Genomic DNA, 18384 nt, shown 5'->3' on the forward strand with positions numbered 1-18384 from the left:
TCGAGGAGGAAACATGACCGCCGCCTACGCTACATATGCAGATGACAGTTTCGCCGGCCGCACGGTGCTGGTAACGGGCGCCGCCGGCGGCATGGGACTGGAGATCGCCCGGGCATTCCTATCCAAGGGCGCCGAAGTGGTCATGTGCGACCGCGACGCAGACGGGCTGAAGCAGTGTTCGGTCGACCTCCATGCCTTGGGCGGCAAGCCTCACACCGTCGTGGCCGACATGGGCGATCCCGACAGCATCAAACGCATGTTCGACTATTGTGACGCTCACCTGCCGCGGCTCGACAACATCGTCACCTGCGCGGCCATCATAACGGCTAAGAAAATACCGGACCAGGACTGGGCGCATTGGCAGCGTGTTCTGGGCATCAACCTTTTGGGCACTTTCTTCACCGTCCAGGGAGCGGTGCAGCGCATGCAGGCCAATCCCGAAGGCGGCAACATCGTACGCGTGGCTTCGGATGCCGGCGTGCATGGCGGCGGTGGCCTGATCGCCGATACCGCCTATGCCGCATCCAAGGCAGGAACGCTTTCGCTGGTGAAGTCCGTCGCGCGCGAAATGGCGGGGAAGAAGGTGCGCATCAATGCCCTCAATCCGGGACCGACGGACTCGCCGATGCATTCGCACATCGACCAGGCGCTGAAGGATCTTATCGCCGCAAACCTGCCCATGCGTCGCATGGGCCATCCCCGCGACATGGCCGCCGCGATCCTTTTCCTGTGTTCTGACGCTGCCAGCTTTGTCTACGGTGCCGCACTCGACGTGGATGGAGGATCCATGTTCAGGTAAGTCTCCACCATGCAACGTTCATTTTGACCGTTGCGTGTCGAGCACTTTGGCAGCTTGTGATGCAGAACGTTTCGGCAATCGACTGTCTGCATGAGGGCATCTCGGCTTTGCCGACCAGATCGCCGATGCTCTCGCCAAAGCGGCGGGTGCATAGGGTCAATGGCCGAGTACCTGCTGGAAACCGTGAGACATCTCGAGGAAATCGGTATTCACGATCCGAGACTTTGGCGGATGCAATCGCTTGTGGCAGAGCGCATCGAAGCTGCCGGCCGGCGAATGTCCTGTGCTGTGTTGAGCGCGATCAGTGGTTGTACTGCTTACGAAACTCAATCGGGGTGAAGCCGGTTTCGCGGCTGAAAAACTTAGCGAAATTGGTTGCCTCAGCGAAGCCGAGGCCCTCCGCGATGAGGTAGATGGGCCTGCGGGTATGGACCAGGAGCCGTTTGGCCTCGAGCGCGATGCGATCCGTGATGACACGCTTGGCGCCCTTGCCAGTCGCCTCCACGGCTGCTCGCGTCAGGCTTTTCTCGGTACAGGAGAGAGCGCTGGCATAGGCTGATACCTGATGCCAGCCATAATAGTTTTGTTCGACAAGCCCTCGGAACCTGGCGTAGCGCTGCAAGCTCTGACTCGTCGCAATGTCGGTGCCCAGGTTCCTATCCTGCACGATGGCAAGGCGCAGAAGCAGTGCACAAAGTTGGTATCGCAGAAGGGCATGTATGTCCTTCGATCGCGCCTCGCTGGCCGCGTCCAGCTGCATCCTGGCGATCACCTCGCTCATTGCATGAAAATCGGCAGTCGACAGAGAAAGATGATCGGGTAGCCGGTCCAAGCCGAGGACGGGCAGCAGGTCGGCGGTCGTCTGCGTTCCGGAGGGCAAGAATTCTGCGCGGAACAGCACCATCCACCCGTCCCAACCTTCATCGTTTCCGAAACTGTGAACCTGGCCGGGCCTCACAACCAGGAGAGATCCGGGCGCGCAATTGACCGGCTGGAAGTCCACCAGTTGAGTGACCGCACCTTCGGTCACGCAGATCAGCGTGTGGAAAGAATAATGGTACAGCGCCAGGATTTGCTCGGAGGTCACGCGGCGCCGCAAGTCCGAAAAATGGAATATCTCAACATCCAGCTCGCGTCCGCTCGGACGGTAATTGAGTTGATCCAGCTTCACTCGCCTCTTTGTCATTCGCGTTTCGCAAATCCCGATCGGACATGTCCGATAAGTATCAAATTTCGGCGTGTATGAACCACGACGGAATGGGATGTCACCTATTATTACCACTCTGATGAACTGCGGGGGAGACACGCCGCAGCAGGTTCCAATAAAATGAGAGACCGAAAATGACCAATACCGATATCGCAAAGAGCTACATCAAAGCCGTCCAGACGGGCGACCAGGCCACGCTTGGTAGCCTCCTTTCCCCGCAGGTGATCTGGCATCAGCCGGGCAATAACCAGTTCTCGGGCACCAAGAACGGCCTCGCCGAATTCGGCGCCATGATGGGCGGCATGATGAAGGTCGCTGGCGATAGTTTCGCCATCACCCATGCCCACCGGTTTCTCGCCAACGGCAATCTGGTTGCCATTGAGATCGAGTTCGCCGCCCAGCGTGAAGGCGCCATGCTCGACCAGCCCGGGATCGATCTGCTGCGCGTGCAGGATGGCAAAATCGTCGAAGTCTGGCTGTTCTCCTCGAATCCCGCGCAGGAAGACGCGTTCTGGGGCAAGTAGATCGCTGCATCCAGGGCAGCGGAGCGAAAGCGTCCCTGCTCTCACCACCTGCCCATTTCCAAGGAGCTTCGCAATGAACACGAACAACGAGCAAATCGTCACTCACGCTTACCAGCGAATTTTCGGCGATTTGGATATCTCGGCAGTGGACGACTACATGAGCAAGGATTTTGTTCAGCACAATCCAACAATTGCTGATGGACCTGCGGGAGTAAAACAACTTGTACAAATGCTTATTTCGCAAGGAGTTGATAAACAAAAAGTCGAGTTCAAGCATGTCATTGCGAACGGCGATATTGTCATTCTTCATACACGCTACGAAATGGTGGGAAATGAGTGGAGATTTATCGATATCTATCGCGTCGAGGACGACAAATTGGTCGAGCACTGGGATGCGATGATGCAAATGCCTGACACGCGCGCAAACAACAATCCGATGTTCTAGAGCGGAAATCCCTGTGAATGACAGTGAGGCGGCTGTTGCCGCCTTACATCGTTGTTGCCGCGGTAATCTGCGTTCTGAGGTACGACAATGAGAATTGTTGAGACTGAGGCCAAAAGCTTCATCCAGAAATCGCAGATACCCTCGATTTCCTACGTCGCAAACCCCTATACCGGCTGCATTCTCGGCTGTGCCTATTGTTACGCCAGCCTCATGGGCCGGGCGGTTGGGGAAACCGTCAAGGATTGGGGCGAATATGTCTACATCAAGAAGAACGCCGTCGAGTTGATGCGTGAAGAACTCAAGCGCATGCCGCGCGACAAGCGCGAAGGCACCTTTCTGCTCAGCTCGGTCACCGATCCCTATCAGGGACCCGAGCGCCGATACCTGTTGACCCGCGGGATACTCACGGTCCTTGCCGAGGAGCGCTACCCGGTATCGTGCGTATCCTAACCAAGTCCCCCCTGGTCGTGCGGGATATCGACCTGCTGACGCGCCTGCCGCGGGCGGATGTCGGGATGACCGTGACCACGACCGATGACAAGATCAGCCGTGGCTCGAGGTGCGGGCACCCCGCAGCTCGCATCGTCTCAACGCCCTTGCCGCCCTGCATGAGGCGAGGATTCCAACCTTCGCCTTTGTCGGACCGCTCCTACCGCATTTCGCCGAGAAGCCGGAACTGCTGGACCAGTTGTTCGGCCGGCTTGCGGACGTTGGCGTGCGCGAAGTCTATATCGAGCACATAAACCTGAAGCGGCACATCATCGAGCGGATGAACCTCGTCCTGGCCGACGAAGCGCCAGAGGTGCGGGAAGCCTATGCTCGGGCTCGCGCAAAAGCGCATCGCGAAACGCTCGACGAAATCGTGGAGAAGCTTCTAGGCAAGCACGGCCTCAAACTGCGCTTCGATGAAGTCATCTTCCACGACGAATTCCAGGCAAAGCACCAGAAGTAATGTCGATGTCCTTCGGGACACCCAAGCGGCTCGCTGCTTGCTCGTATTCCGGCCGCAGGTGGCGGGCAGGTCCTGGTCGTACGTGTCATCCCGCCAGATGCTGCGCGAGAAGGAACCCGGAACCGCCGCCCAGCCCGGATCCAGGATGGGTCGAGGCTCCGATCAGATAAAGACCTTCGACATCGGTCTTGTGGTTGACGCTGTGCTTGAAAGGCCGCCACAGCAACGCTTGGTCGATGGTGGAGGAACCGCTGTAGGGATCGCCGCCAACCAGATTAATATTCATGGCCTCGATATCGGCGGGCGAATAGGCTCGACGTGCTATTACCGATTCCTGGAATCCGTCGATATGCGCCGCAAGCATGGCTTCGACCCGATCGGCATAGGCCTCGCGCAAACTCTCGGTCCACCGTGCGTCTTCCGGCGGACCCAGCAAGCCGGCTGCATCGCCCTTGACGAAGCGGGGCGCCTCCGGCATTTGCAGCCACAAGATGGCCTTGCCCGGCGGGCAACGCGACGGGTCAAGCGCATGCGGTTGCTGAACGCAGATCGTCGGCAGGTCCGGGAGCATACCGCGCAGGGCTTCGTTGCAAGCCTTGGAAACCCCGTCGATGCCGGCGGTGAGATGCACCACCGCCGCCTGGGCCAGTTCGGCGTTCTTCCAGGCTGGCATCCGGTCGAGTGCGTAATGCATCTGGAAATTGCCCTTGCCGTGGCGATAGTTCGCGACGGCATTCGGCTCGTTCGTGACTTGGACGCCGCCAAGTAGCCTTTCGTAGAGTTGGGTCGGCGTCATCGAGCAGATGACGCCTTTCGCGGCGGAAAACTCCGCGCCCGAAGCAACGCGCACTCCCGTGGCGCGACCTCCCGTCCTGATCACGCTCACCGCGTCGGACTGCGTCCTGATCGTTCCGCCGCGCTCCGCGATCAGTTTCGAGAAGGCGGCGAGCAGCTTGCCCGCCCCGCCCTTGACGATCGGCGAGCCGCCAGCCTCCAGCGAGAACCCGATCACTTTGCCTATCTGGCCAGAAAAGGCATCCTCGGGACCAAGACCAGCATGAAGCGACCAAGGGGCCCATAGAGCCCTGGCGACATCGGAGCGATAGCTCGACTCCAGCCAGGAACGGGCCGGTGTCAATGCATTGCCAAGCACGGCTTTGAGCCCGAGTGGACCGCGCCGCCAGGCTTCCGTCAACAGCAGCTTGAGTGTCGCGAAGCTCCACAGGCGCCCGCCCAGAAGGCCGAACAGCAAAGCCGCATCCTTCTCGATTCCTTCCATATCCCGACGGTAATTCGCGCCATCGCCCGAGGTGAGCGTGTCCAGAGCTTGGACATTAACATCCCGGTCGCGCCGGATGACGAGATGCCGGCCATCGGGCAGAACCACCGCATGCGGCATATCAGTATTGCAGAATTCGACGCCAAGGCGTCTGAGATCGGCTCCTAGCACAGAATATGCGGGCCCGGTCACAAACAGAATGAAGGTCGTTGCCATCACGTCGTGGACAAAGCCCGGCGCGTCACGGTGATCTGGCAGTTCACCGGCATCTGGAACGAATATCTGTTCGGCGTCGTCTTCACCTCCGGGCAGCAACAGCCGATCACGGCCGCCCTCGTCGCGCTGACGGCAAGCGGCACGAATGTACGCGCCTACGATGTCATGAGCGCCGCCGTGCTGATCGGCGCGCTGCCGCCGCTGCTGATCTATCTCTTCGGCGGCAAGTATTTCGTCCGCGGCCTGACCCAAGGTGCAATCAAGTGAGGCGCGATCAAGTGCGCGGAGCCTGTCTCATGTCGACAATCGTCCCGTCCGTCAAGAAGGGCATCGCATGTCGACATTGACCATCCGATCGCTGCGCAAGAACTTCGGCGCGGTCGAGGTGCTGAAGGGCATCGATCTCGAGGCGCAGAACGGCGAGTTCATCGCGCTGGTTGGACCGTCCGGCTGCGGCAAGTCCACCTTACTGGCGATGATCGCCGGGCTGGAATCTGTTACCTCCGGCGAGATCCGCATCGACGGAAGGCTGGTCAATTCGGTTGCGCCGAAGGACCGCGACATCGCCATGGTGTTCCAGTCCTACGCGTTGTACCCGACAATGACGGTGCGCGAGAACATCACCTTCGGCATGGAAAGCCGCCGCGTACCGAAGCCGCAGCAGGACGAGGCCGTCAAGCGGGTTGCCGCTTTCCTGCAGATCGAACCGCTGCTTGGGCGCAAGCCCGGACAGCTTTCGGGCGGCCAGCGCCAGCGCGTCGCGATGGGCCGGGCGCTGGTGCGTGATCCGAAACTGTTCCTGTTCGACGAGCCGCTCTCCAATCTCGACGCCAAGCTGCGCGTCGACATGCGTACCGAAATCAAGAAGCTGCATCACCGCGTCGGCAAGACGACTGTTTACGTCACCCATGATCAGGTTGAGGCAATGACGCTGGCATCGCGCATTGCCGTGATGCATCAGGGCGAGGTCCAGCAATTCGATGAGCCGGCCACGATCTACAACCGCCCGGCCAACATGTTCGTCGCCGGCTTCATGGGTTCGCCGGCGATGAATTTTCTGCCGGCCGAACTGAGCGAAGAAGGCGGCCGCCCCACTGTTGTCTTGCAGGCCGCCGACGGCAAGGCGGCCAGCCTGCCGATCGTCCAGACGCTTGCCTCCAATACGCCGCGACAGCTCGTGCTCGGCATCCGGCCGGAGCACTGCTACCGGTTTGATCTCGATCTTGCGCGCCGCAAGCCAAGCATCGCGCAAATCGATGCCGTGGTCGAACTGGTCGAGCCGACAGGTGCGGAAACCATGGCCGTTCTGCGCCTGGGCACCAAGGAGATCACCGGTCGTTTCGACCCCGACGGCACGCCACGGATGGGTGAGACGGTGACGCTCGGCATCGACATGGCGCGTGCGTGCCTGTTCGACCCGACGACCCAACGCCTGATCTGACCTGATCTGAAAGAGCTCCGCATTGTCCTTTGCCACCTATCCGAGCCTGACTGAGCGTGTCGTGCTGATCACCGGCGGCGCGTCGGGTATCGGCGCCGACACGGTCCGCGCCTTCGCCGCCAATGGCGCGCGCGTCGCCTTTTTCGATCTGCAGCAGGAGGCCGGCGAGGCGTTGGCGCGCGAACTCGCCGCCACGGTGCCGCACGCGCCACTGTTCATACGCTGCGACGTGACCGATATTCCTGCCCTCCAGGCTGCGATCGGCACGGTGCGCGACCGCCTCGGACCGGTCGCGGTGCTGGTCAACAACGCCGCCGACGACAATCGCCACCCGGTCGCCGACGTGACGCAGGCGTACTGGGACCACGCCCAGGACGTGAACCTCAGGCACCACTTCTTTGCCGCCCAGGCCGTGCATCCGCACATGCAGGAGCTAGGCTTTGGTTCGATCGTCAATTTTTCCTCGATCGCCTGGCGTTTCGGCGCAGCCGAGATGGCGCCCTATGCGACGGCCAAGGCTGCAGTGGTCGGGTTGACATTCGCGCTGGCGCGGGCGTTTGGCCCCGACAACATCCGCGTCAACGCCATCGAGCCGGGTGCCGTCATCACCGACCGGCAACGGCAGCTTTGGTACAAGACGCAGGCGTCGGTCGACCAGGCCGTACAGCGTCAGATGATCCGCCGGGTTCTGCTCGGCGAGGAGATCGCGCGCACGGTGTTGTTCCTCGCCGCCGACGACAGCCGCATGATCACCAAGCAGTCGATCACCGTGGATGCCGGCCTGCGATGACCGCAAAACCCCAATCAAAGGATCGCTCCATGCTCCAGGTCGGCCTGAACCCCTACGGTCTGACCTATCATCTCGGCCTCCAGGCCCGCGGCACGCCACGCGCCAATCCCAAGCCGGCAGGGCTGGAAGGTTTCATCGCGCTGGCGACCGAACTCGGCGCGCGGGTGCTGGAGATCTGGGTGCCATGGCTGAGCGAGCTTTCCGACGAGGCGGTGATCGCGCTGCGGGAACGGCTCGCCGGCCTTGGCATCACGCCGATCGTCAGCGGCGGCCTTCTGGTGGGCGAACCACTCGACGAGGCATTTCGGGCCGCACGCCTGCTGAGGGTCAAAGTCATCCGAACCGCGCTGACGCCGGTTCTCTGTGGCGACCGCAACGCCGCCGGCGAGAAATGGAACGAGTTCGCCGGCATCATTCGATCGAGATTGAAGGAATGGGGTCCCCGCGCGATTGCCGAAAGCCATGTCCTTGCGATCGAAAACCACCAGGACTTCACCAGCCAGGAACTCGTCGATTTCTGCGCGCTCGGCGGCGAAGGCGTCGGCGTCACCTTCGACACCGGCAACACCTTCCCGGTCGGCGAAGCGCCGCTCGATTTTACTAGGGCGATCGCTCCTTATGTCCGCCATGTCCACCTCAAGGATTACCGCGTGCAGTTCACGACCGAAGGCTACCGGCTGATCCGTTGTGCCATCGGCGACGGCGCGGTGCCGTTTGCCGAGCTGTTGGCAGTTCTCGGCCAACACCACGATCGCATGACCGCCGTTCTCGAACCGGGCGCATTGGAGGCGCGGCATGTCCGGTATCTCAGCGACGACTGGTGGCACGGCTATCCACAGAAGACGGCGCGTGAATTTGCTGCCTGCGCGCGGCGTAGCGCAATCGGCTGCCCGACGATGCCGACTACCGCACCCCTTGGGAGCGCGAAGACGACCGTTCCCTGGTTTCCTATGAGCTCGACATGATCCGGCGCAGCGCCGCCAAAATGCGCAACCTTGGTTTGATGAAAGTGGAGACGACCTGATGACGACACGTGAACTCGATGGATTGACCGCCTTCGTCACCGGCTCCGGCCGTGGCCTCGGTCGCGTGATGGCCGAGCGCCTGGCGGAACTCGGCGCCAATGTCGCGATCCACGACATGGACGAAACAGCGCCGGCCAAATACGGCGAGTTCGCCAATCTCGGCGAGGTGGTCGAGCGCCTGAAGCGGCATGGAACGAAGGTCACGTCGGTGACCGGCAACATCGGCGACCAGAAGGCGGTGGCCGAGATGAAGCGCAAGATCGAGGCCGATCTCGGCGACGTGCATGTGCTGGTCAATTGTGCCGGCGGCGACATCGGCGCCAAGGGCGGCAAGCCGAACCCGAACAACGCCCTCGACATCGAACTCGAGGACATCCGCGTGCTCACCGAGAACAATCTGATCGGCACGATGCTGGTCTGCCAGGCCTTCGTGCCGCCCATGAAGCAGCGCGGCGGCGGCTCCGTCATCAACATCGCGTCGGCGGCAGCACATCTCGGCTGCTCGCCCGAGGTCGTCTACTCGACATTGAAGGCCGCGGTCGTGCATTACACGCGCTGCCTGGCCAAGGAACTGATCGACGACGGCGTGCGCATCAATGCGGTCAGCCCCGGCGCCACCAAGACGGCACGCTTCCAGGCGACCCGCGTGGTCGATCCGGAGCGCATGGATTCGAGCAGGAAATCGCTGAACCGCTATGCCGAGCCGGAAGAGATCGCCGAGGCAGTGGCCTTCCTCGCCGGCCCCCGCGCACGCTTCATCAACGGTCAGGTCCTCCGTGTCGATGGCGGTTTCACGATCTTTCCAGGTTGACTGGCCGCCGTTTGGCGATGTCAGCTTTTGCTGAATGGATGCGACCGCATGAATGGCTGGCATTGGGCGCCTTCCATACATTTAGTAGCTGGTCGGCCACGCAGCGGCCGGCCTCATCCCTTCGACATCGACGAATGGAGAATAGCCTGCAATTGCTCTGACAGGTCGAGTTCGCCGCGCGCCTCGATCTGTAAAAGATATCGGGCCTTTGCGAGGCGATCTCCTTCCTCGGACGCAGGATAGGCGCAGATGGCCAGTAGCACCCTCTCCTCCGCCCGGCTGGCCTTGACGCGGTCGAGGCTAAGCGTCTCGACCGATTTGCCGGCGACATCTTCAAAAAGAGCCACGCAGGATGCCGTGATCTCACCGTTGACGATCATGCGGCAGGAGCCGCATTAAGCCAGTCCGCGGCCGAATTTCGGGCTGTGAGCTCGAAATCATTTCGCACGTAGAGGAGAGGTGCCGGCTTCCGCGTTTGCCAAACCCTCGGCCGTTGAATCGGAAAGGCACCTTCATGGTCCAGCACTATCGGGTTTCGGCCCCGTGTAGCGGAGTATCCAGAGCCCCTGGTTCTTGTCGCTGATATGGATGAAGCCGCGACGATCCACGACGACGTCTTCGGTCTGCAGGACCAGTTTGTCCTCGGGCATCGGCCCATAGCGCCGGGTGGGTTCCGGCGGGATGAAATAGCCGACCTCACGCGGAAGCCGGGTGTTCGAAACGTCATAGATCCTAAGCCCAGCATTGAAGTGCGCGATGTAGAACAGATCGCCCTGCTTCTGGACATCGGGATGATGCTGATGGTGGTTGATGTTGTGCGGCCCGCGCCAGCCGCCACGCGTTGTGAAATCCGAATAGGGAGCGCCTTCGGGCGGCACGGGTTCAGGCAACAGCGACAGTAGAAAGGGCTCGCTCGGATCTGAAATGTCGACGATCGACGCGTGATGCATCGGACCACGTCCATAGGTGACGTTCTCCGAATTGGCGAAGGCAATGCCGCGCTCGGGGATCGGCAGCACGCCATGCACGCCAAAACGCGAGTGGAAGGGAGGGCTGAAGCTTAGGCCGCCGACCTGCCTCGGCCGGGAGACGTCGCTGATGTCGAGCACAATTATGCCGGCCGCTCCATAAGGCAAATAGACGAGATCGCCGGTGACATAGGGCGGGCCGTGCAGCGAGACATCCGCGCCCGTGCTGGCGCAGAAGGCGCCGCACATGCATTGCGGCTTCAGTTGCAATTGGTGGCGATCAGAGGTCTCCTGATCGGCGGCGGGTTCGGCAGCCGCGAAGCTCTCGCCGCCGGTCTCATGCTGGCCGGGCACCCACCAACGTCCGGCTTCGCGCGGATTGGAGCGGTCCGATATGTCGAGAATGACGTAGATGTTGCCTTTGTATCCCGGCATGCCGGCGGCAAGGTGAACGTAGCGCCCGCCCGGATAGAGATTGCGGTGTGTGCCGTTTCCGCCGGTGCGGTAGTGGCTAAGTTGTTTCGGATTGACGGGATCGGCGATGTCCCAGATCAGAACCCCTTCGCCGAACGACGCATCGGGATCTCCGCCGAAATTCGCGAACGGCTTTTCGAGTGCGGTCACCATCGTGTCGCCGGACAAATCGATCTGCAGGGTCCAAGTGTTCGTGCCGGGATAAGGCACGAATTTGACGACCTCCGGCTTTGCAGGATCGGTCACGTCGATGATGCTCCATCCGGAGTGCCAGAAGTGCCCCGTATAAAGATACCATCGCTCGCCTACCTGTCTGATCGCCATCTTGAAGGCCGGGCGATGATCGAGATCGGTATAGCCAACCGCTTCGACATTATGGGCGAAGGCGCCGGGCGGCGCCGGCGACGAAGCTGGAACCGGCTGTGCAAGTGCCTCGCAGACAAGTCCGGATTGAGAAGCCGCGGCGATCGCCGCCCCGGCAAGCGGTACCTTGAGCATCTGGCGGCGTGAAATCTCGGAATTCTTCAAAATCCTGCCTCCTTGTTTTTGCGGCTTTTCAGACTTTGCAGGCTCCAATATTTTCAGTCCAATATCGATTGGAGTCGCAGTAATTCGATCTTGGAAATTAAGCATGGACCACAAACTTATGCAGTCCTTCGTGGCTGTAGCGGAAGAACTGCATTTCGGGCGCGCCGCGATTCGCCTGCACATCTCCCAACCCCCTCTGACAAAGCAGATCCAGCAGCTGGAGCAGGCCATCGGCGTGCGCCTACTCGATCGCACCAAGCGCAAGGTCGAACTGACTGCTGCCGGCCGTGTGTTTCTCGACGAGGCGCGGGCAGTGCTTCATCAGACGGGGCAAGCGGTGGAACTTGCCCGCAAAGCCGATCGCGGTGAAACCGGCCATCTGTCCGTCGGGTTCATCGATGCGGCGATCTACAGTGTCGTGCCCGCAATCGTTCAGCGCTTCGTTGAAGCTTATCCAGAGGTCGAGCTGAGCCTGACGGATCTGCGTATTCCCAACCAGATCAAACTCGTGTCTGAAGGCCAACTTGATATCGGCTTTGTTCATCCGCCTATTGTTCACAACGCTCTGCAGGTCGAAAGCATATTGGTCGAACCTTTGATCGTAGCCTTGCCGGAAACGCATCGGCTGGCCTCGGAAGCCGAGGTGGCGCTAGCGGACTTGGCACCAGAGGCTCTGATTCAATTTCCGCGCGGCATCAATCCATCCCTCTATGACGAGATCGTCGGGCTGTGCCGGTCGTCGGGTTTCAGCCCAAGGATCGTACGAGAAGCAACGCCCAAGCAGACGATCATCGGCCTTGTGTCTGTCGGGCTTGGTGTCTCACTGTTGCCGGCCTGTCTTCGGAACCTGCGGCGATCCGGCGTGGTCTATCGCCCAATTCGGGGCCGAAACCTGGCTATCGACACCTCCATCATCTATCGGCGCGAGCAGCCCTCACCGGTGCTGAAGGCATTCCTCGACGTCGTGCGGAGCACGACGCAGACCAATGGCCGTGGGCGATAGTCTCGGCAATCACTTGGCTCGCGCGACCTTGGCTGCAGCCTCTTCGACGAGGGTGCGATCGCCGCTTTCCTCGGCCAAGTGAAGGGTCATCCGCGAGAGCTGCCAGCCGTTGCCGGTGCGGATAAGTGCGTATTCGTAAGATCCGGCCACGACCCACATGCGATCGCCCAGCCAGTGCGTTGCGCGGACACTGGCTTGTGCCGTTGCCGCGCCATCGCCGATCTCGACCTGGATATCGGAAAGCTCATGACGCGTGGCGTCGAAACCCGGCAGCAGGTCGGCCCAGGCATCCATCAACGCCGAGGGCGCAAAGCGCTACGGCTCGCCACCCCACAAGGACGTGTAATCGATCGTCGTTTCCGGTGCGAAGAAGCGTTCGAGAGGGCGGAAATCGCGATTATCGGCGTAAACGGCGACGGCAGAGATTACACTGGCTATGCGGGCTTCGTCGGCGGGCGAAGCAAAGGACATCTGAGCGCCAGCGACTGTGAGCAGTGCGGCGCCGAGCAACGCTGCCTTCATCCCACGACATTTTTGGCCGGTGGTTCCGGTGGGCCGCGTCTCTGCCGGGTTTGAATGATTAGGTTCCATGGAAATATCCTTTTTGTTTGCATGCAAGCCGTTTCGTTACCATCCGTCGATCCGCCAGCCGCCCGAGCAGTGGCTTTGGTGCAAGGTAGGCCCAGTAGAAGGCGTCGGACTGGTTCGTGAGGAAGTTGGTTGCTTCATCGTCTTTGAGGTGGAACGTCTGTGTAGAATTGGTTGATCTCGCGAGGGCTGCCGATATTGCTCCAGCCACGGTGGATCGACGACGAGGACGCTGGCCGCCTGGCACCAGGATAGCTCTGTATCAAGAGCCACTATTGATTCGGATGAAATGCGCGGCAGCTGCATCGGCGGCCCGCGTCACGTTCTCGGGCTTGTCGTAGAAGTCGAACTGGGGGACGTCGTCCAGCCAGAGTTCGGACCGGTCGCCCTCAAGAAGCGCGAAGAAAGCATGCGCACCCTGCGGGATCGCTGCGGCTTCCGAGTGGACGATGAGCGTGGGCTTGTCGAGCTGCGCACCGACGGCCACGGAGTCGTAGGTCAGCCACGGTTCCCAAGAGGCCAGGTTGAACTTGTTGTCATAGGCCGGGATGAGGCCCCGGTTACTCTCCGTGTAATAGGGTATCTGGTACATCAGCGACGTCCGGTCGCTCATGCTCGCGGCGACGATGATCCGGGGTCGGCCCTTGCGCTCAGCGGCCTCGGCCTCTCGCGATGTCGCAATCAGTGCGGCCACACCTTCTGGACCGCCATAGACCTGTTCGACGATGCGGGCGTCATGCAGCCAGGGAGCCACCAGCGCCACACTGGCGAAGTTCGCATTGGCTGATGCGGCCTGCGCCATGTAGCCGGCTGAGGCGCAGATACCGAGGCCCGCGATCTTGGCCGTGTCGACATCAGGCAAACTCGCCATGAAACGGCCGGCAGCAACAATATCTGACGTCTTGGCCGCAGGGTCTTCCATGAACCTGGCAGTCCCGCCGGACTCACCCCAGCCGCGGAAGTCGAAGGCAAGGGACACGTAGCCGCGTTCTGCCATTTCTCGGGCATAGAGGCCGGACATCTGCTCCTTGACCGATGTCCAGGCGCCGGTCACCAGCACGCCGGGGCGCTTCTCGCCGGGCCGGTAATCGGCGGGCAGATAAAGTGTGCCGATCAGGGTGACCCCTTCATTGTCAAAGGAAACCTTGCGGGTCTGAACCTCAGCGCCAAGCGCAGCTCCGGCAAAAAACATCGAAGCCGCCGCGGCGATAAACGACGAGAGCACGGACATGGGAAAAGCCTCCTCAGGACAGGATTTCCTCCAGCATCGCGTCATGACGTCCGCTCGTCAGCGCCCGTCCTTGCGCTTTCCCGATCCGATCTTGCCCTTTAGTGCCCGCGCCATGCTCCCGGTCTCTCGCCCACGAGCTTGCGGAACTGCGCCGCGAACTTTGCCGGATTGGAATAACCGACCCGCCATGCAACCTCGGCGATCGGGAGTCGGGTTGAGCGCAACAGATCCTTCGCCCGCTCGATCCGGCGGGAAACGACAAAGGCATGTGGCGGCACGCCAACGGCATCGCGAAATGCGCGCGCGAAGTGGAACCGGCTCATCACCGCTATCGCCGCCAGGTCATCGAGCGAAATGTCATCCGCAAGATGCGCCTCGATATAGTCGAGCGCCCGCAGAATACGCGGCTCTGCCGCAGGCGGATCGCCTGCAGGCTGGCCCGCGACACGCGTGAGCTGCGCTGCGAGTGCGACAGCCAAAGCGTCGCGATACAGCCGAGGCGCGGCATTTCCTGCAGCGTGAAGGCTGACGGCGAGTTGAGTCACCAACGCATCGATCGTACCTGACTGAGGCACTAAGGACGGTGCTGGCATCCCTGCATCCATGAGGAGATCGTCGTCGATCTCGACATTGAGGAAGTCGTTCGGCTCATCCCACCGGCACCAGCCCTCGAAGCCGGCGGGGAAAACCCAGCCTTGGCCCGGCAGCAATGGCAAGGCCCGGCGGCGGTCATTCCCATAAGCAGCATGATGGCTTCTAAGCGGCGCCAGCACCACGCCCACGGTCACGCGCTCGAAATGGAACGCACCTTCACCAGGACCGGCCCTGAGAAACGTGGACGCGCCTCCCGACCATTCATATGAACCGGCGTGCAGTTCTCGCCTAGTCTGTTCCAGCCCGATCAACATGGAGTCAAAATAGCAACAGAGGTCGCCAGCTTCCAGTGAACCGCTTCAAATACCGCGTGGTCAAGCTACAATATTGGCAAGGCCGACATCAGTGCGGGGATCGCCAATCCAAGCGATGCATCTATCGAAGGGTCAGGGGCGGCTTGCGGCTGCGATGGCGGGATAGTCGGTGTACCCGGCGGAGCCGCCGCCATAGAGCGTCGCCGAGTTGAACTCCGTCAGCGGCGTGCGCGTCTTCAGCCGTTCCACAAGGTCGGGATTGGCGATGAACGGGCGCCCGAAGGCGAACAGGTCCGCCTTGCCCTCGGCGAGCCGCGACGCCGCGAGTTCGAGGCCATAGCCGTTATTGGCGATATAGGTGTTGTTGAAGCGACCACGGAGCGATCCGAAGTCGAACGGCGCGACATCGCGCGATCCGCCCGTAGCGCCCTCTACGACATGGATATAGACGATGCCCAAAGCGTCGAGTTGATCGACGATATAGTCGAACTGTGCCTGGGGGGCGCTGCTCGAGACGCCGTTGGCGGGCGAGACGGGCGAAATCCGGATGCCGGTACGCTCTGCGCCGATCTCCTCGACCACCGCAGTCGCAACCTCCAGCATCAGCCGGGCGCGGTTCTCGACCGATCCGCCATAAGCATCCGTGCGGACATTGGCACCGTCCTTGGCGAACTGATCCAGCAGATAGCCGTTGGCGCCATGAATCTCGACGCCATCGAAGCCGGCCTCAATGGCGTTCGCGGCTGCTTGCCGGAAATCGTTGACGATCCCCGCAAGCTCGTCGAGCGCCAGCGCACGGGGCTCCGAAACCTCGACAAAACCGTTGTTCACGAACGTCTTGGTCGCGGCCCGGATTGCCGAGGGCGCCACGGGCGCGGCGCCGTTCTCCTGCAGATCGACGTGCGAGACGCGACCAACATGCCAGAGCTGCAGGAAGATACGCCCGCCCTTGGCGTGCACGGCTGTCGTGACCTTGCGCCAGCCGTCGATCTGAGCCTGGGAGTAGATGCCGGGCGTGTCTTGGTAACCTTGTCCCTGCCGCGAAATCTGCGTGGCCTCGGAGATCAGCAGGCCGGCGGAGGCCCGCTGGCCGTAATACACGGCGGCAAGATCGCCCGGAACGAAGCCCGGGCCAGCGCGATTGCGCGTGAGGGGCGCCATGACGATACGATTGGAGAGCGTCAGCGAGCCGAGAGAATAAGGCTCAAAAAGTGCTTTGTTGGTCATAGGTCACCTTGTTTGTCCCCGCCGCGACGAGGTCGTTATCAAATGGATTCGTTGGTGCTCAGGCGACCGTGCGGTACCGCTCGGCGGGAATTTCGTTCCGATAGTTCGGAAGCATGGCCTGGCGCGCGGCCTGAAGCGCGTCCCACTGACCGGCATCGGGGAGTGGCGGGATGGTCACCGGTTCGCGGCGGTCGAAGCCGACCAGCGCCGCGTCAACCAGATCGTCCACCTCCATGACGTTGGAGAGCGTGTTGATGTCGGCCCCGACGTGGCCCCAGATCTCGGTTCGCGTCGTGGCGGGAAGCACGGCCTGGACGTAGACGCCCTTCGGCTCAAGCTCGAGGCTGAGCCCCTGCGACAGAAACAGCACGAAGGCTTTGGTTGCGCCGTAGACCGTCATGCCGAACTCCGGCGCCAGCCCGACCACGGAACCGATGTTGATGATCGCCCCTGCACCCGCCTTCGCAAGTCGCGGGGCGATGGCGCTGGCAAGCCGCAGAAGTGCGGTCGTGTTGAGCGCAACGAGCCGCGCCACGTCATCGGTGCTCTGTTCGACGAAGCTTCCGCCGATGGCCGTTCCGGCGTTGTTGACGAGGATTCCGATGCGGGCGTCGTCGCGCAGCCGCGTCTCTACCGTTGCAAGCTCGGCAGGCTGCGTAAGATCAGCCTGGATGATGTCGATCGCAACGCCAGTTTCCTGACGGAGCCGGACTCCCAGTGCCTCCATTCGTGCCACGTCACGGGCAACCAACACGAGGTCGTGTCCGCGGCGGGCGAACCGGTCGGCATAGGAAGCTCCGATGCCCGTGGAGGCGCCGGTGATGAGGACTGATGGAATGGTGGTCATGGCATTGCTCTTTTCTCTAATGGAACCTATATTCATGACGATCATCATGATTGCGGCTAAATATGATGAGCATCATGTAAATGTCAACGGGGACTGTGGAGAATTTTGAAATGAAGGTCAGCCGAGAGCAGATGGCGGAGAACCGTCACCGGATATTGGATGCGGCCAGCCGGCTGTTTCGCGAGAAGGGGTTCGACGCGGTCAGCGTGGCGGAAGTGATGAAGGCCGCCGGGCTCACCCATGGCGGCTTCTATGGCCATTTCAGTTCGAAGGACGACCTGATCGCGCAGACCCTTGCCCACGTCCTCGCCGCGGACTCAGGTGGAGGGAGCGATCTTCGCGCTTATGTGGCGTCCTATCTTTCGCCCCGTCATCGCGACAACGCCGCCGGCGGCTGTCCGACGGCGGGTCTTGCCGCGGCTGTCCGCCATCAGACCCCGGCTGCCCGCTCAGCCATGACAGAGGGCCTTCGATCGCAGATCGACCATATTGGCAAGGCGCTCCCGAAGCTGGATGCGGCAGACAGACGCCGTGCGGCGATCGGAAGCTTTGCGGCGATGGTGGGGGCAGTGATCCTCGCCCGGGCGATCGACGACCCAACGTTTTCGGATGAAGTGCTGGAACAGACGCGTGCTTGGATCGATACCATTGTCGCCAAGTGACGGCCATTTATGTGGCCTGCGACAGCCCGCTAAACCCGTGAAGGAAGCCGTTCAAGGTTGCGCATCGAAAGAGCGCTCCCTCGCATAGCCTCGCCCCAGCGCTCGCCTTTGAACAACGCCGCTCTCAACGGCCGTGCCGTTCGCGTTATGGAAGATGTACGTCCGCCTCGGGCGGATACTGTTGAAAAAGTCCGGGTCGCGGTTGCCCATGGCATTTGCGTAGAGTGGCGTTCCACGAAGACTCCAAAAGTGAATCCTGATTCCATGCAATGCGCCGGGTAGAACGGGATTCTACCATCGGGGACTTTGCAGTGCGTCGGACTTTTTCAACAGTATCCGCGCGTTGCTGCCATTCAGAAGCCTGCTCGCCTAGTTGTGAGCTTTCAGAGGGTTGTCCATTCGGACCGGACCGAGGAGACTGGAGTTACCAAGCTGCAGCACTCACCGGAGGGTCCGAAT

The 18384-nt window shown here is 61.4% G+C and carries 20 protein-coding genes and 2 pseudogenes; 12 read left to right on the plus strand and 10 right to left on the minus strand.

The genetic code is table 11. The features are described from left to right. Positions 1-13: 13 nt before the first annotated feature. On the plus strand, positions 14-799 hold the full coding sequence (locus tag NKJ06_RS09425) for an SDR family NAD(P)-dependent oxidoreductase (RefSeq protein WP_352809682.1): 786 nt from the start codon (positions 14-16) through the stop codon (positions 797-799). A 301-nt stretch (positions 800-1100) separates the two neighbouring features. On the opposite strand, the gene NKJ06_RS09430 is transcribed toward NKJ06_RS09425, so the two are convergent. Then, complete coding sequence (locus NKJ06_RS09430; protein WP_352809683.1) at positions 1101-1970, minus strand: helix-turn-helix domain-containing protein; 870 nt, start codon at positions 1968-1970, stop codon at positions 1101-1103. 170 nt (positions 1971-2140) lie between these two features. Between NKJ06_RS09430 and NKJ06_RS09435 the strand changes: the two genes are divergently transcribed. From NKJ06_RS09435 to NKJ06_RS09450, 4 genes are all read left to right on the plus strand, one after another. Further along, positions 2141-2530, plus strand: a complete 390-nt coding sequence (locus NKJ06_RS09435; RefSeq protein ID WP_352809684.1) for a nuclear transport factor 2 family protein — start codon at positions 2141-2143, stop codon at positions 2528-2530. A 73-nt stretch (positions 2531-2603) separates the two neighbouring features. Further along, entirely contained in the window at positions 2604-2975 is a 372-nt protein-coding gene (locus NKJ06_RS09440) for a nuclear transport factor 2 family protein (RefSeq protein ID WP_352809685.1), read from the plus strand. Between the two features lie 87 nt (positions 2976-3062). Continuing rightward, a complete protein-coding gene (locus NKJ06_RS09445) occupies positions 3063-3425 on the plus strand; it encodes a radical SAM family protein (protein ID WP_352809686.1) in 363 nt (120 codons plus the stop codon). A 109-nt stretch (positions 3426-3534) separates the two neighbouring features. Further along, entirely contained in the window at positions 3535-3927 is a 393-nt protein-coding gene (locus tag NKJ06_RS09450) for a hypothetical protein (RefSeq protein WP_352809687.1), read from the plus strand. Between the two features lie 85 nt (positions 3928-4012). On the opposite strand, the pseudogene NKJ06_RS09455 reads toward NKJ06_RS09450, so the two are convergent. Next, positions 4013-5446, minus strand: a pseudogene (locus NKJ06_RS09455) (phytoene desaturase family protein); the annotation flags it as partial. On the opposite strand from NKJ06_RS09455, the pseudogene NKJ06_RS09460 reads away from it, so the two are divergent. From NKJ06_RS09460 to NKJ06_RS09480, 5 genes and pseudogenes are all read left to right on the plus strand, one after another. Beyond that, positions 5447-5689: pseudogene (locus NKJ06_RS09460) on the plus strand (carbohydrate ABC transporter permease); the annotation flags it as partial. Between the two features lie 67 nt (positions 5690-5756). After that, positions 5757-6863, plus strand: a complete 1107-nt coding sequence (locus NKJ06_RS09465; protein ID WP_352809688.1) for an ABC transporter ATP-binding protein — start codon at positions 5757-5759, stop codon at positions 6861-6863. Positions 6864-6885: 22 nt separating this feature from the next. Continuing rightward, the gene (locus NKJ06_RS09470; RefSeq protein WP_352630482.1) at positions 6886-7653 is read left to right on the plus strand and encodes an SDR family NAD(P)-dependent oxidoreductase; all 768 of its coding nucleotides are present in this window, start codon (positions 6886-6888) and stop codon (positions 7651-7653) included. A 29-nt stretch (positions 7654-7682) separates the two neighbouring features. Then, a complete protein-coding gene (locus NKJ06_RS09475) occupies positions 7683-8618 on the plus strand; it encodes a sugar phosphate isomerase/epimerase family protein (RefSeq protein WP_352630479.1) in 936 nt (311 codons plus the stop codon). 58 nt (positions 8619-8676) lie between these two features. Then, entirely contained in the window at positions 8677-9489 is an 813-nt protein-coding gene (locus tag NKJ06_RS09480) for an SDR family NAD(P)-dependent oxidoreductase (protein WP_352630477.1), read from the plus strand. Between the two features lie 113 nt (positions 9490-9602). Here NKJ06_RS09480 and NKJ06_RS09485 read toward each other — a convergent pair whose 3' ends face one another. Together NKJ06_RS09485 and NKJ06_RS09490 are read right to left on the minus strand one after the other, a co-directional pair. Continuing rightward, on the minus strand, positions 9603-9869 hold the full coding sequence (locus tag NKJ06_RS09485; protein ID WP_352630474.1) for a hypothetical protein: 267 nt from the start codon (positions 9867-9869) through the stop codon (positions 9603-9605). A 132-nt stretch (positions 9870-10001) separates the two neighbouring features. Beyond that, complete coding sequence (locus tag NKJ06_RS09490; RefSeq protein WP_352630472.1) at positions 10002-11459, minus strand: LVIVD repeat-containing protein; 1458 nt, start codon at positions 11457-11459, stop codon at positions 10002-10004. A gap of 103 nt (positions 11460-11562) precedes the next feature. On the opposite strand from NKJ06_RS09490, the gene NKJ06_RS09495 reads away from it, so the two are divergent. Next, positions 11563-12462 carry a LysR family transcriptional regulator gene (locus NKJ06_RS09495; RefSeq protein WP_352630470.1) on the plus strand — a complete coding sequence of 300 codons (900 nt, stop codon included), beginning with the start codon at positions 11563-11565 and terminating at the stop codon, positions 12460-12462. Positions 12463-12471: 9 nt separating this feature from the next. On the opposite strand, the gene NKJ06_RS09500 is transcribed toward NKJ06_RS09495, so the two are convergent. The 6 genes from NKJ06_RS09500 to NKJ06_RS09525 form a co-directional block, all read right to left on the minus strand. Then, positions 12472-12756 carry a nuclear transport factor 2 family protein gene (locus tag NKJ06_RS09500; protein ID WP_352630468.1) on the minus strand — a complete coding sequence of 95 codons (285 nt, stop codon included), beginning with the start codon at positions 12754-12756 and terminating at the stop codon, positions 12472-12474. A 21-nt stretch (positions 12757-12777) separates the two neighbouring features. Beyond that, the gene (locus tag NKJ06_RS09505; protein WP_352630465.1) at positions 12778-13080 is read right to left on the minus strand and encodes a hypothetical protein; all 303 of its coding nucleotides are present in this window, start codon (positions 13078-13080) and stop codon (positions 12778-12780) included. 232 nt (positions 13081-13312) lie between these two features. Continuing rightward, positions 13313-14281 carry an alpha/beta hydrolase gene (locus NKJ06_RS09510; RefSeq protein WP_352630463.1) on the minus strand — a complete coding sequence of 323 codons (969 nt, stop codon included), beginning with the start codon at positions 14279-14281 and terminating at the stop codon, positions 13313-13315. 98 nt (positions 14282-14379) lie between these two features. Continuing rightward, the gene (locus NKJ06_RS09515) at positions 14380-15189 is read right to left on the minus strand and encodes an AraC family transcriptional regulator (protein WP_352630461.1); all 810 of its coding nucleotides are present in this window, start codon (positions 15187-15189) and stop codon (positions 14380-14382) included. A 132-nt stretch (positions 15190-15321) separates the two neighbouring features. Further along, positions 15322-16416 carry an alkene reductase gene (locus tag NKJ06_RS09520; protein ID WP_352630459.1) on the minus strand — a complete coding sequence of 365 codons (1095 nt, stop codon included), beginning with the start codon at positions 16414-16416 and terminating at the stop codon, positions 15322-15324. A gap of 58 nt (positions 16417-16474) precedes the next feature. Continuing rightward, positions 16475-17263, minus strand: a complete 789-nt coding sequence (locus NKJ06_RS09525; protein WP_352630457.1) for an SDR family NAD(P)-dependent oxidoreductase — start codon at positions 17261-17263, stop codon at positions 16475-16477. A gap of 110 nt (positions 17264-17373) precedes the next feature. Here NKJ06_RS09525 and NKJ06_RS09530 point away from each other — a divergent pair, with 110 nt between their 5' ends. After that, positions 17374-17925 (plus strand): TetR/AcrR family transcriptional regulator, encoded by a 552-nt coding sequence (locus tag NKJ06_RS09530; RefSeq protein WP_352630455.1) that lies wholly within the window; start codon positions 17374-17376, stop codon positions 17923-17925. Positions 17926-18384 lie beyond the last annotated feature (459 nt).

The organism is Mesorhizobium sp. M0293, assembly GCF_040321735.1.
Classification (GTDB): Bacteria; Pseudomonadota; Alphaproteobacteria; order Rhizobiales; family Rhizobiaceae; genus Mesorhizobium.